12 protein-coding genes and 1 riboswitch are annotated in these 13,792 nt (G+C 32.9%); of the genes, 9 read left to right on the top strand and 3 right to left on the bottom strand.

All coding sequences use genetic code 11. The features are described from left to right. Nucleotides 1-74 precede the first annotated feature (74 nt). The 7 genes from ACGHIY_RS05805 (at nt 75) to ACGHIY_RS05775 (ending at nt 9,077) form a co-directional block, all read left to right on the top strand. Nucleotides 75-1,295, top strand: a complete 1,221-nt coding sequence (locus tag ACGHIY_RS05805) for a hypothetical protein (protein WP_008601304.1) — start codon at nt 75-77, stop codon at nt 1,293-1,295. Nucleotides 1,296-1,477: 182 nt separating this feature from the next. Next, nucleotides 1,478-1,966, top strand: a complete 489-nt coding sequence (locus ACGHIY_RS05800; protein WP_101928392.1) for a type I restriction-modification system subunit M N-terminal domain-containing protein — start codon at nt 1,478-1,480, stop codon at nt 1,964-1,966. A gap of 142 nt (nt 1,967-2,108) precedes the next feature. After that, entirely contained in the window at nt 2,109-3,650 is a 1,542-nt protein-coding gene (locus ACGHIY_RS05795; protein WP_278471748.1) for a protein kinase, read from the top strand. Between the two features lie 102 nt (nt 3,651-3,752). Next, nucleotides 3,753-4,013 (top strand): hypothetical protein, encoded by a 261-nt coding sequence (locus ACGHIY_RS05790; RefSeq protein WP_390525356.1) that lies wholly within the window; start codon nt 3,753-3,755, stop codon nt 4,011-4,013. 135 nt (nt 4,014-4,148) lie between these two features. Then, on the top strand, nt 4,149-4,451 hold the full coding sequence (locus ACGHIY_RS05785) for a hypothetical protein (protein ID WP_390525355.1): 303 nt from the start codon (nt 4,149-4,151) through the stop codon (nt 4,449-4,451). A gap of 35 nt (nt 4,452-4,486) precedes the next feature. Beyond that, the gene (locus ACGHIY_RS05780) at nt 4,487-5,431 is read left to right on the top strand and encodes a DUF4268 domain-containing protein (protein WP_008601297.1); all 945 of its coding nucleotides are present in this window, start codon (nt 4,487-4,489) and stop codon (nt 5,429-5,431) included. Between the two features lie 307 nt (nt 5,432-5,738). After that, nucleotides 5,739-9,077, top strand: coding sequence for a DEAD/DEAH box helicase (locus ACGHIY_RS05775; RefSeq protein WP_390525354.1), 3,339 nt, complete (start codon nt 5,739-5,741; stop codon nt 9,075-9,077). Between the two features lie 272 nt (nt 9,078-9,349). Here the strand turns inward: ACGHIY_RS05775 and ACGHIY_RS05770 are convergent, their stop codons facing one another. Continuing rightward, on the bottom strand, nt 9,350-10,561 hold the full coding sequence (locus ACGHIY_RS05770) for an OFA family MFS transporter (RefSeq protein ID WP_008601292.1): 1,212 nt from the start codon (nt 10,559-10,561) through the stop codon (nt 9,350-9,352). 89 nt (nt 10,562-10,650) lie between these two features. Next, a riboswitch (ZMP/ZTP riboswitch) is annotated at nt 10,651-10,738 on the bottom strand. A 273-nt stretch (nt 10,739-11,011) separates the two neighbouring features. Continuing rightward, nucleotides 11,012-11,062, bottom strand: a complete 51-nt coding sequence (locus tag ACGHIY_RS05765; protein ID WP_353511575.1) for a hypothetical protein — start codon at nt 11,060-11,062, stop codon at nt 11,012-11,014. Between the two features lie 252 nt (nt 11,063-11,314). Here ACGHIY_RS05765 and ACGHIY_RS05760 point away from each other — a divergent pair, with 252 nt between their 5' ends. Beyond that, nucleotides 11,315-11,911, top strand: coding sequence for a hypothetical protein (locus ACGHIY_RS05760; RefSeq protein ID WP_008601290.1), 597 nt, complete (start codon nt 11,315-11,317; stop codon nt 11,909-11,911). 201 nt (nt 11,912-12,112) lie between these two features. On the opposite strand, the gene ACGHIY_RS05755 is transcribed toward ACGHIY_RS05760, so the two are convergent. Then, on the bottom strand, nt 12,113-12,772 hold the full coding sequence (locus ACGHIY_RS05755; protein ID WP_008601288.1) for an HAD family hydrolase: 660 nt from the start codon (nt 12,770-12,772) through the stop codon (nt 12,113-12,115). 139 nt (nt 12,773-12,911) lie between these two features. Here ACGHIY_RS05755 and ACGHIY_RS05750 point away from each other — a divergent pair, with 139 nt between their 5' ends. Then, nucleotides 12,912-13,751, top strand: coding sequence for a hypothetical protein (locus ACGHIY_RS05750; protein WP_024061928.1), 840 nt, complete (start codon nt 12,912-12,914; stop codon nt 13,749-13,751). Nucleotides 13,752-13,792 lie beyond the last annotated feature (41 nt).

Genomic DNA, 13,792 nt, shown 5'->3' with positions numbered 1-13,792 from the left:
ACTATGAGTCAAATAAAATATGATATTCTATATATATAATATTGGGGAGACATTATGTGAAAGGATGAGAGTTTATGATGAAACGTGCGTTAATGGCTGCACTATGTTTTAGTTTTGTGACATTAGGTAGCCAAGCAATTGATATTAATATACCAGGTGCGGATCCTACAATATCGAAGGATGCATATCAGAATTATCGTAAGACTGGTAATGAAGTCCAAAAGACTGAAAATATTATAGCTAATCAGATACGAGATGAATATGCTAATAATATGTCTAAAAAATGGACACTAGATGAGTTGCTATACTTTACAAAAGAATTGTATCATTCTACAAAACAGTCTTCTTCTGTTTTTATTCTTAAGGATAATGGGGCAAATATCAAATTTACTTTGCCAGAGAGTAGCCAGTTCGGTAAAACTATAAAAGGGGATCCATTAACTACAGATATTAAAAAAGGGAATTTTCGTTTAATTGAGGGCAACCTACATTATACTATTCGTAAGAGTGGTGAAAGCCAAGCTAAGGAAAATTCGTTCTCGTATCCTACTGTTAGAAATGCTACATGGGAGATTGGGCAGACTAAAAGTGGAGCTTTAGAAGGGGCTATTAACTTTGGTGTGAAATCTGATTCTTCGCTGTCTTATTATATTAGTTATGATTTGATTAAGAAAAAGGAACTAGAACTATTAAAGACACATGATCAGGAGTACGTGTATAAAGAGCTAATGTCACCATTAGTTAATTATGTACTACCTTCAATTGAACCAGCAAAACAAATACTTTCAAAAACAAAACCAATAACTATTAATGGATTCACGTTCCAAACGTTAAAATCAAGTGATTTAGTGTATCATGGCCCTGATAATGATGCAATTTATATCTATGATGGTAAAAAATATCGTGAAGGTATCATGGTGAGAGAATTAAAACCGGAAGAGTTGGCTAATCATCATCAAATTAATTATAAATTGATACGATTCTTCATTATGTATAAGCCATATTCTGATTTTAAGCCAATTCAATACGCAACAGTTTGGAATGATGCTACTCCTGCTATGTATATGGAAGTTGAACGATCTGCATCTAGAATGTACATTCAATCACTATATGATGATAAATATTTATATACTCACTTTATAATGGCCGATTTAGAGTATAAAACACCATCAAAAGACTTACGCGATATAGTTCAATATGTAGACAATGCAAATGACAAAGATAAATACGCTAAAAGCCAAGCTGGAATGGGAGCTATGCCTAAAGGTATATATGAAAACTCATCTGTAAAATAAGGGGAAAATAGTAAACCTCACATATAATCTTGACTTGATTCTAAATTTAATTTATGAAAATATATATGTAAGTTTTACCACATATAAATACTATTACTCTAGTAAAGTGTTTATATGTGGCATTTTTTGTAGTAGAATAAAATTAATTACTATGAATAAATCATGAAAAGTTAGGAGATATTATGGGTGCCGAATTAAATCAAAAATTATTTAGTGCTGCTGATAGTTTACGCGGTAAGATGAGTGCTGATCAATATAAGGATTATCTCTTGGGATTAATATTCTATAAATATTTATCCGATAAATTATTGGAATCGACAGTTGTTAAAGCTTATAAATCTCTTGATGATATTGATACACATGTAATAGATAAAGATAGTAATTTATTGAAAATTAAACGAGAATACTTTACTAAGGCATATGATTCTATTGTTGAAGACTTTGCTTCAATGTGGTGTGTTGATGTAGATGAACTCATGGTATCTGTAAATCAATCTACAGCTGGTGAGGATATATATAACAAAAATCGTATAGTAGGTAGTGCTGACTATCCCGTATATGTACAACAACACCCTGATTCCGATCCATTTTCATACCCTCAACATATGATAGAAGCATGGAAAGTGTGTTTGTTTGAAGAAGTTATTCCATTGAGAGATGAGTTGAAATAATAGAGTTTAATTAACATTGGTTAAATAATAAAATATTAGTAGTTTTGTCCATATATGGTCAGGAAAGTTAAAAAATAGTATTAGACACCATATTGTGTCTAATACTATTTTTTATAAATATTATAAATGTAAAGGTATTAAGATGACATTAAAACATAATTATTCAAAAGAGATTAGTGAATTTATTAAAGCTAATAATAAAAGATTAAATTTGAATTGGGGCACAATCACTGACTTGAATCAATTAGGACAAGGTGGAAGTGGATTAGTTTATTCTGGTAAATATAAAGATTTTGATGTAGTAATTAAATTTTTTAATAAGGAGCTAGAAAGTAGAGATGAAATTAGATTTAAAAATGAATATTTTAAGATACAGTATTTAGAAAATCATGAAAAGATGGGTATTGCTACCTATATTAATTTTGAATGTATTGAGTTTAATGAGCATAAATTTTACTTTTATATTATGAAACATTATAAAGAAACTCTTAAATCTTATATGGACCATTATACTGGTGATAGGGAAAATCTTTTTGAGCAAATCTTAGGTTTCTTTATGAATGCATTAAGACCACTTTATAGATATCAAATTACTCATCGAGATTTAAAACCTGAAAATATATTAATAGATGAAAAAGAGCGTTTTTATTTAGCTGATTTTGGTATTGCTAAATTTATAGATAGTGAGCTAACTAGAGACCATGATCGAATGGCAAATTATAGGTTTTCTGCTCCTGAACAAAAAGAACCTGAGGCATCAAGTAGTATAGCCTCGGATATGTATGCTATTGGACAAATTTTATTTTGGATTTTAGAGAAACATACATATGAAGGAACGATTACAATAAAGGATTACAAAAATCACAGAATTAAACCATTATTACATGCTTTCTTAGCATATGATCCACAAGAGAGACCTAATTCTATTGAGGAGTTAGAAGCTTTAATAAATACAATAGATCAAGATTATAAAGAATATAAATTAAATGAAGAACGTATAAAGTTTGCTGAAAAAGCGATTGATTTAAATCAAGAATATACTGTATTAATACGTAGATGTTATCCACATGCTGACAATAAGATAGTTTATGTTGATAGCTCTGATTATATTGATAGAATTATTCAAATGATAGATATATTTATTAAAGATCAATATAAAAAGCAGAATAACATTTGGTTTAGTACAGGTTATTGGGATCAAGAGCTGATAGGGATTAGATATAAGAAATCAGATAATATCATTCAAATTCAAGTATCACAAAGTAATATTATTGAATTTAGGCTAAAGGGGATATGGTTATTTGCTTCTCCATCAGACTATAACTCTATTATTTGGTTAGATGCTGAACAACTTCCATTTTATTTAATAAATGGTGATGAAAGTTCTTCTATGTCAATAGTCAATGGTAAGTATCATGTAAAAACAGAAGAAACCTATAGTGGATTTTTAGAACTAGGTCCTGGTAGTATTCCGGTTCCAATTATTGATGTGCTTACATACGAACGGTTATTACCATGTGGAAAGAATATTGTTATTGCCCCTAGATTGTCAGCAGCATTATTCAATGATAACATCGATTGTTTAGATAAACTTCAAAACTGTAAAATTGATATTGGTATTCTTGACACTTATTTACGTGAAATAAATAAATATAAGCCAAAAGATTTTTATCATTATCTATAAAAAATGTACTACTTTTATAAAAGCGTTTTAGGAATATTTTAATAAGATAGTTTTTTTATTTGGTATTATAGAACTGATAATTTTTATATGTTAGGAGGGGCCATGGAAGCTGTTGGTGTTATTTCAGATATATCATATAACGCATCTATTTTATTTTCTATATGTACAATAATTTTTACTATCTATAAATTTAAAAAACAAAAGAAGTGGAATTCTGAACTTGAAAAATTAAAATACTCTTTTGAACATAATTTAACTAGTTATCGTATTTATATAGAACTAAAACATAAGCGAATCATAAAAGTTAATCAATGTATGGTACAAGCTTATAGTTTTGTGAGTAATATTGCTTCACCGATTTAAGAACATCCTGATTTTTCTAGATACACTAAACAGGAAATTTCTGACTATTTAGATAAAATCTCATTAGATGAAAATGATAAAATTTATATAATAAATCAATGGGAACTAAATAAGACTAGAACATTAAAAGAGGTAGTGTATTGGTATAATCGCAGCAAATGTTTAAGTGCTTATAATTCAATTAATAAATTGAAAAAACACTTGCTATATGTTCGACTATATATAAAGGAAGAAGATTTCAAAGCTTTATTTGAGTTTACCCTTAAATTAAATAGTATATTAATTTATAAAGAAACACTATTGGATGAAATTAGAGGATTAAGTTATGATAATCATAATTTAATCCAAGATATTCAAAGTAATTTGGATGAAGCTACAGTATTATATGAAGAATTAGTATCTTTACTAAGAAAAGCATTAGAGATTGACTTGTTATAAGTTCAATTGAGTGGTAGTTATTTAAGGGGAGATTTATGAATATAGGGAAACTGGAAGCTGTTCCTGTGCGGGATTTATGGGCTCATGAGCAATATGATTTTTCATCATGGCTTGCAAAAGAAGAAAATCTATCAATTTTAGGAGAAGATTTGGGGATAGCCTTTACTGGTATAGAAACTGAACAGTTTGTAGGCTCATATAGATGTGATATTGTAGCTAAGGATGATAATAATGAAGGTAAAATTGTTATTATTGAAAATCAACTAGAAAGTTCTAACCATGATCATTTAGGAAAAATTATAACTTATGCATCAGGATTAGATGCTTCAAAAATTATTTGGATTGTTACAAATGCACGTTCAGAACATAAGAGTGCTATTGAATGGTTAAATAATAATACTGAGAATGATATTAATTTCTTTTTAATTGAATTAAAGGCTTATCGAATCGGGGACTCTTTGCCAGCTCCTAAATTTGAAATTGTACAAATGCCAAATGATTTTATTAAAAATGGAAATATGAAATCTAGAAATAAAACATTAAATCGTTCACAAGCTGCTCGATATGACTTTTGGTCTCGTTTTATAGAATATAGTTCTACTCAATCTTTAATATTAAAAAATAGAAAAGCAAATACTAAGGATAGAATGTCTATATCTCTTGGTGTAAGTAATGTTCGTATGGAGATAAAACTTACTGATAAAGCACATTGTATTAGAATAGCCCTATGTATTCGTGATAATAAAAATCTATATCAGTTACTTGAAAAATTTAAGGATGATATTGAAAAAGATGTAATGTATCCCTTAATATGGAAAAACATTGATAGTTTAAAACAATCAGAAGTTATTTTAGAGATACCGGGATTAAATTTTGATGATGATAGTAATTATGACGATTTGATGCACGATACTTTAGAGAATATAGTTCGCTTAAAGGATATTTATATTAAATATTTAAAAAAAATAGGGAATATGTAGATTTCAAAATAGTTTCAATATTATTTAACTCTATTTTGGCTATTCTTATTAAATAGGTTACATGATTGTAGTTTAGTTGGTGAATTTAAATTAGATAAAAGAAAAATAATAGTGCATTTAGAACCATAGCAACTAAATAATATAGTACCTTTAAAAATTTATGAGAAACATTAAGTATTATTAATGTTGTAACATCTTTAAGAAACAGTCTGGCTTTACGGGTGGACTGTTTTTATTTTATTTTCATGAAATCTCTTTATTTTACTTATATAATAGTTTCATTAGTCTAATGAGAGGGTAGGTATAGATGAGAGATACTGCAAAGCAAATTATAAAGTATTGGTATTCACTTGAGTGTTTACAACCGAAAGAAGTTCCAAAGTATAAAGCAATTCCTAAGAAGTATATTAAAGAACTCATATTTAAAAGTAAAAATGATACAATTACTATTTATCAACAGTCTGTAATAAAACCTTATTGGAAAAGAACAAATTCGCGTGTTTCTACGTATGTAGTACCGTTACCAAATGATCATTATAATTACTCTATTATTGATGAGATTAAATATTTTAAGGATGAAAAAAACTATGTTTTAGATGATGAACATGCTGTTCTGTTATGTGTAGTTAAAGGGACTGAAATATTAGAGGCTTTCATTGATAAATTAGAAATTGAATATCCTGAAAAACCATATTTAGGAAATGTGTATAGTGCATCATTTATCGTTGATGCGGAGGGATACTATAAAGAGGGCAGTCTACAAATTGCTCCTTTTATTTGGGTAATTTATCAAATGATGTTTCAGCCTGATGTGGAGTTTAAAGATATTAAGTTAGATGGCTGGGATGAAGTTGTTAAAGAAATTGAGGATGGTTTTAATCTTCCTGAAGAAAAGATATCCCTTGATGAGGCTGCACATGTGATCAATGTGTATATACAAAAGCATATCTTGGAGCCTATGGGCGTTACCATGTTCCGTGCTGGCGATGTTTATGGCTATTGTGGCTTTACGGTCGAGGAGATTCAGCTTGTTAAAGCTGATACAATGCCTGTAAATGTTTTAAAATCTAGCTTTTTCCTTGATGATTTACAGTTGGTCTTACAGCGCATCGATACATTAAAGGATAATAATAAGGTATTGTCTTATATCAATAGTCTTAATCAGGATATTGAGCATTATGATTTGTTGAAAGATACTAAGCAGATGCGTAAATGGTATAATCCGAAGGTATTACCATATGGTAGATGGCCTTCAAAGTTTAACTTATCCTTTATGCAGCAAATTGCTGTTAATATTGCTAAGGAGAATCCTAAAGACGTCTTTTCTGTTAATGGGCCTCCTGGTACAGGAAAAACTACGTTATTGAAGGATATCATTGCTAGTAATATTGTTGAACGTGCTGCTAAGTTTTGTGAAAGTAATCATGTAAATGATATCTTCAAAAAGGTTGTGGGCCGAGATGGGATCTCTTTTTACTATGATATACCTAGTGATATTGCATTATATGGCATGCTGGTGCTTTCATCAAATAATAAGGCCGTTGAAAATATTACATTAGAATTGCCAAATATTTCCTCTGTGGAAGAGGGGACTGATGGGTCTACATTATTTCATCCAGATTCCTCCAATCAACAGGTTGATTTATCTTATTTTGCTAAGGATAAGAAGTATCAATTTGTTAAATCTAATGAGGTATATTTTACCTTTTTAGCAGATCGTTTAGCAGAGAGTAATGAACAATGGGGCTTAATTTCTGCGAGACTTGGTAAGAAGTCTAATATAAACACATTTATGCCAGTATTAGATGTATTATCCTCAGATATGTCCTCTATTATGCGTATGCCTAGTGCTCAAGATGCTTTTGAAAGTGCCAAGAAACAGTTTCAGGCTCAACATAATCTTGTAAAAGCATTATTTACTTATGTAACAGCCTATGAAGAGAATATTCATTTGATTCAAGAATTAAAGGGTAAAATCGATAAATTAAAAGAGGAAGTTCTTGTAATCAATGAACAATTAAGTAAGTATTATGATTTAGATGATAATTTGTTGAAGTTGATAGAGCGTAAAAATAGTATTGAGTCTAAATTAATAGAGTTGAACAGCAAACGTTCTATTATTGATAAGATTTGGAGTGCTACTAGCTGGTCTATTTTAGAAGCCATGAGTAATGCTGCATTGTTATCAGTTATTGAAGACGAGACTACAAAACTTCAAAATGTTAAAAGTGAATTAGATGCATTACACAAATTGGTTAATGAGCGTGAATTTATAATCAATACGAAAGATGGTCTATTATCTGATATTAAAGAACTTGATGGTACTGTCCAAAATGCAGAACATACACAGCAAGATATTTTAGGTATATTAAAAACTGATAATAAAGACACGATACATTGTTTTGATGATATAGCATCAAAGTTAATGTCACCTGATGAGGACCGAGCAGAGGCCCATACAGCGTTCTTATATGTGTGTAACTACTTAAATGAATGTAGAGAACGTTTGTTATACAATGCCTTACAAGTACAAAAGACTGTTGTTATGAGTGATGCTTTCAGAAAAAATATGCAATTACTTAGTCAGTATTGGGGCTCATTAAATGATAGGAAAAATTTACAGAAAAATTTTGACCTTGATGCCATATTCCCTGCATTACTTAATTCCTTGATGATTGCAGTACCAGTTATTTCCTCCACCTTTGCTGCTGTGGAGAGATTTTTGATTAATTGTAAATCTGAAAGCTCGTTAGGTACCATTATTATTGATGAGGCAGGGCAGGCGTCACCTCATATGCTTGTAGGGGCATTGTTCCGTGCGCAGAAGGCCGTAGTAGTTGGTGATCCTAAACAGATTGAACCTGTACAAACTGTACAGGATTTGTTTGTAGAAAAAATTGGTGGCGAAGGTATTGGTAAATATCGGAGTAAAGAGCTATCTGTACAAAGCTTAGCTGATGCACAAAATCCATTTGCAGGCATTATCAAAAATCTTGATGGTTCCGAATCTTGGGTCGGTTGCCCGCTCGTTATTCATAGACGCTGTAAGAATCCTATGTTTACAGTAGCTAATGAGTTATCTTATGGTGGCTTTATGATTAATAAGACCATGGAGCCTAAAGAGTCTATTGAGCCATGCAAAGAGAGCTGTTGGATAACATATGATACAAGTAATATTGAATCTACTATGGGTAAAGATCGATATATACAAGTACAAGGCCAAATTGCTTTTGAACTGATTCAAAAGTTACGAGCAAGAAATGTGGAGTTTAAAGATATTTTTATCATTACACCATTTACTAGTGTTGCATATGGGTTTAAAAAGTATATGGGATCCCTTAGTAATGATATTGTGAATTGGACCAAGGAGGATAATAAGAAAGATTGGTTAGATGATAATATAGGGACTGTACATACCTTCCAAGGTAAAGAGGCTAAAGTCGTTATTTATATGTTAGGCTGTCAAAGCGATGGCACGGCTAATGGGGCTATTAAATGGGTTAACGCTAACAATGTAAATGTAGCCTTTACAAGAGCAAGGGAGTATATCTATGTTATTGGTGATGCTCCGAAATGGGCTGAACTCAATAAAAATCTTGCATTTGCCCAAAGGTACTTGCCTATATATACTTTAGAGGATTTTTAAGCGAATAAATTGCAATGACTATAGTAGATTACTAGATTATAAGGCATAGGTTACTATAGATGTTTCTATAAAGAATTTATATGTACAATAAAGGTTTATAAAAGAAAACAAGGAAAGAAATCCTTAGACTCCTTTCCTTGTCCAGATATGATATAGTTTATATCCAAGTGAGGCATAAATGGTTTGGTCGCCAGACTTCGCTTCTAGTATTTATAATTGAAAAAACGGTCTGACATCATGTCAGGCCGTTTCTCCATGCTTAAATGGAGTTATTAGTTGTGTAATTCTCGTTTTCCGTATATTTTTAGGACTATAGCAATAATTGTATTTAACACAAATAGAGCGGCAAAACATTCTAAAGCAGTAGTATAGCCATATCCTGCTTCGTGAAAGTATGATACGAGCATAGGGCCTGTGATGCCCGCTAATCCCCAAGCAGTTAGAATACGACCATGAATGGTAGAAAGTTGGCGTATACCGTAGAGATCTGCAAGATATGCTGGCATACAGGAGAACCCGCCACCATAGCAGGTGATAATGAGAAGAATTAAAATTTGGAATGTTAGGGCGCTATTGGTTTGGGCGAGTAAATAGAATGCGACGATTTCTATAATAAAGAAAAGTATGTAAGTTTTTGCTCGTCCAAGGTAATCGGAGATCGTAGACCATGCAATGCGACCCCCGCCATTGAAGATACCGATGATACCAACCAGTGATGCAGCTGCTGTAGGTGTCATACCAATGGCTTCTTGCGCCATAGGTGATGCTAAGGATAGTAGACCTATACCACAGGTAATATTAATAAAGAATACCCACCAAAGGGCACCGAATTGCCAAGTTTTCATGGCATCATTGGCTAGCATGCCATGGGTATGAACGTACATGGTAGATTTATCTTTCGTAGTTCGAGTTGAGTGTTTTTGTTGAGGTGCTTTCAAATAGAGCGAAGAGGCACCCATAATCACTAGATAGATTACACCGAGGATAATGAAGTTATTTACCAATCCAAATTGAGCTACGAGGAATTGCATAAGAGGCCCTGCAATGAGAGAAGCAAATCCAAAACCCATAATAGCTAAACCAGTAGCAAATCCTGGGCGATTTGGAAAGTATTTCACGAGCGTAGAAACTGGTGTTATATAACCAATGCCTAGTCCAATGCCACCGATGATGCCGTAGAAGAGATAGAGTAAGGTAAGATTGTGTATGCTAAGTGCATAGGCCGTACCCAATAATCCGGTTACCCAGAATAACATAGCGAGAAGTCCACTTTTCTTAGGGCCAATTTTTTCTGCAAAGGAGCCAAGAAAGCCCGCAGATAGTCCGAGCATTAAAATGGCTAACGAGAATGTCCATGTTGTTTGCGATAAAGTAAAACCCATATCTGCCATAATAGGACGTGTGAGTACACTCCATGCATATACGCTACCAATGGATATGTGCAAACCAATGGCTGCTAATGCAATAAACCAACGATTTCTCATAAGAAAACTCCTTTCATATAGGTGAGATACTCAGATATAGATAAAGAAGCATTTGTTACGAGAAGGCAATAAAAAAGACCATCTGAACAAAAGCTTGCCCAGACGGTCGGCTATCACACGATGTGTGCTACTGTGCATGTAGTCAATTCTACGTATCCGTCAGCCCAGTAGGAATATATTACAAATATAGCAATTGAAAGGACATCTTGTCGGTGATCTAAGTCACTATCGTATGCATTATGATGATTTATAATTGAAAACAAGGAAAGAAATCTTTGGATTTCTTTCCTTGTTTAGATATGATATAATTTATATCAAAGTGAGGCATAAATGGTTTGGTCGCCAGACTTCGCTTCTAGAATTTAATGTTGAAGAAACGGTCTGACTTCACAGTCGGGCCTTTTTTCATAGCCTAATTCTGTGAAAAGCTAACTTTTGCTAGATGTCAATTCATTTAGCTGCCATGATAATGGTCGCCACAAGTATGCCAAAGGAAATCATTAATGATAACACTTTGAATGTACTCATATTGATCACCGCCAATCTCTAGAAGATTAGCAAAGGCTGGACCCATTTAGAGGCCTCAAGTTCAATATAGTGTTGTGGATAATAAAAGTAAATAGATTAGAGGTTCCTAATAGTCACCTAGGTGACCAATAGGAACCTTTTTCGCTTTGTAATTATTATTATAGGATAGATAAATTATGTTACAATACAAATAAGATAATAGTTTTTAGGGAGAGGGAAACTCATATGAAACGTTATATTATGCTATTGACTTTAGGTTTATGTTTTGTAGCACCAATGCTTTCACAAGCAGTGGATATAAGACCTATCATACATGTTACGAATGTACATAATGGCCAATATGATGAAGAATTAGATGCTATTACAGCAACCAAGTTTTATGGACCGTATCAGTTCCGTGTATTGAAGGATGCTGTAGAGACTAAAGGGGAAACTAAAGATATAGATGGCAGAGCCTTTAGAACCTCTGATGGTGTTTTTATGCATGTGAAGGCTAGATCTATCGATAATACAAGTATCTCTTTAGATAAAGAGATTGAAAAAATTGTTAAAGATAGAACGGTTCCTGAACCTACTGCAAAGATGGTATTGCCTGTTAAGCATGATGTAACAGAGGTCGATAATGATGGTGTGCGCAGTTTACTAGCTGAATTTATGTATGGCTGGCCATTACATAATAGGACGGACATGGTATTAGTTACTGATTATGAAGATACTCGTTACTATTATAAGTTGCAGTTTTATAGAGACCAGCTACCAAATGGTGTTCGCATTGAGCAGTTGCGCAAAATGATTATGGATGCGCAGTTTAGTTATAAATAAGGTGTTTTTGATCAGACTTCCATATTTGTGTATCCTAATGTATTTAGTCAGTCTGTAATATTTAGCTGAACGGGTATAGTAAAAGTAAATTAAAAAGAGGTTCCTATGAGTCAACTTGTGACCATTAGGAACCTCTTTTGTTGTGCAAGAGTTTATATAGTTTTCAAACTATTATAATATGCTTTTACCTAAAGGAAATTATTATTTATTTAAGCTTTCAACAATGCTTACAATATCGTCTGCTTTTCGGGCAATATGTGTGACGCCTAGTTCTTGATGGAGAGATTCCTCTCTAAAGCCCCATGTAACACCGATGCAAAGTAGGCCGGAGTTTTCTGCAGTAGCTACGTCAACTTCAGAGTCACCTACATAAATAGATTCGTTCGGTGTAGAGTTTAGTTCTTTTAAGGCTTGTAGTACCATATCTGGTGCTGGTTTACGTTGTAATCCTGGTCTTTCACCAATGGCAACAGGTAAACGATCACCAAAGTACTCTTTATTGAGTGGCGTTACACCTTCTTGGATTTTGTTGGATACGATGGCTAATTTATAACCTTGTTTACGCAGTATATCAAGCATATCTAGGATGCCTGGGTAAGGAGCTGTTGTGTCTTTTAAATGCTCACCATAGTAAGCTTTGAACTCCTCAATGTATGGATCTAATTCATGATCAGCTACTGTACTTGGTAAACATTGACGCATCAAATAGGTTACTGCATTACCCAGAGCTACTTTTACCTCTGTTAGCGATTTTTCAGGGAAGTTATGTGTACGTAGTACATGATTTACGGCGTTGGCTAAATCTGTAGCTGTATTGAGCAATGTGCCGTCGCAATCAAAAACGATAGTAGTATATTTCATAGGGGCCTCCGATTTTAAATCAATATGTACTTTTTAAGTATATGATAAATATGTAGAAAATCAAGAGAATAGACCTATTAGTTATTATAATTGTGTTACAATAATAGAAGTAATAAGTACAGTGTATAGGAGGCGTAGTATGACTGAAATACAAGCTCTTTTATTGATAAAATCTATTCTTGAATCCGCAGATATTCACGGTATTGAACATATGTTAAGTGAAGATTGTGAGTATCTGTCTACAGGCCGTGGCATCATTGGACGAAACCGCAATGAAACTGTTGAGTTTTTGTCCTCTATGACTGAGTCCATCAAGGCTGATAATGTACCTGTTACTTGCAAGGTCATGCATATTACTGATGTGTATGAGGAGGATGCGTTATTTCACGAGGGGCGTCATGGTTTAACCATTTCCTATGAAAGTAACGATAATTACGTGTACATGATTTTTGTAGACGTAAATGATGAAGGACTTGTAGATCGTATCGTTTCAAGCCAAGAAAATTATAGTATCGAGTATGATGATCTTCGTTTTGGCACTGATGAAAGCGAATATGCCTTTATTTCTGCGCCTACTACTGTGAAAGACTGGACTACAGCCCTTAGTATATGGCTTGAAACCGCGAATGTTGATGTAGACGATTTCTATCAATATATCGATGAAGACACACGCGTTGTATTCCAAAAAGGCGATGCTGAATCTATAACCCTTGAAAGCGGCCTAGATGTAGAGGATTACTTTGATCAATTAATGAACCAACACTTTGATGCGGTGCCTCATATCATTCGCGATGAAGAAGATGGTCTTATTTTAACCTATGGGCCTATGAGTACCATTGCAACCCTCAATGAAGAAGGCGCATTAGCCCTTATTAGTATCTATATCGATACACGTGACGAAGACGAAGCTACCGATGAAGTTGGTTATATCGAAGAGGACTTAACGAAGGACACTATTATAGAAGAGAATCTATATTAGTCGATACGACTCTTTTGATAGAGCTAATTTAATTACGATTA

Source organism: Veillonella parvula (genome assembly GCF_042850485.1).
GTDB classification, from domain to species: Bacteria; Bacillota; Negativicutes; order Veillonellales; family Veillonellaceae; genus Veillonella; species Veillonella parvula_Q.
The sequence above is the reverse complement of the archived record's forward strand: the minus strand, read 5'-3'. Positions and strand labels throughout refer to the sequence as shown.

What these genes read in the sequence shown, in the direction of transcription:
- ACGHIY_RS05805 (WP_008601304.1), top strand. Translation starts at nt 75, where the DNA reads ATGATGAAACGTGCGTTAATGGCTGCACTATGTTTTAGTTTTGTGACA.
- ACGHIY_RS05800 (WP_101928392.1), top strand. Translation starts at nt 1,478, where the DNA reads ATGGGTGCCGAATTAAATCAAAAATTATTTAGTGCTGCTGATAGTTTA.
- ACGHIY_RS05795 (WP_278471748.1), top strand. Translation starts at nt 2,109, where the DNA reads ATGACATTAAAACATAATTATTCAAAAGAGATTAGTGAATTTATTAAA.
- ACGHIY_RS05790 (WP_390525356.1), top strand. Translation starts at nt 3,753, where the DNA reads ATGGAAGCTGTTGGTGTTATTTCAGATATATCATATAACGCATCTATT.
- ACGHIY_RS05780 (WP_008601297.1), top strand. Translation starts at nt 4,487, where the DNA reads ATGAATATAGGGAAACTGGAAGCTGTTCCTGTGCGGGATTTATGGGCT.
- ACGHIY_RS05775 (WP_390525354.1), top strand. Translation starts at nt 5,739, where the DNA reads ATGAGAGATACTGCAAAGCAAATTATAAAGTATTGGTATTCACTTGAG.
- ACGHIY_RS05770 (WP_008601292.1), bottom strand. Translation starts at nt 10,561, where the DNA reads ATGAGAAATCGTTGGTTTATTGCATTAGCAGCCATTGGTTTGCACATA.
- ACGHIY_RS05760 (WP_008601290.1), top strand. Translation starts at nt 11,315, where the DNA reads ATGAAACGTTATATTATGCTATTGACTTTAGGTTTATGTTTTGTAGCA.
- ACGHIY_RS05755 (WP_008601288.1), bottom strand. Translation starts at nt 12,772, where the DNA reads ATGAAATATACTACTATCGTTTTTGATTGCGACGGCACATTGCTCAAT.
- ACGHIY_RS05750 (WP_024061928.1), top strand. Translation starts at nt 12,912, where the DNA reads ATGACTGAAATACAAGCTCTTTTATTGATAAAATCTATTCTTGAATCC.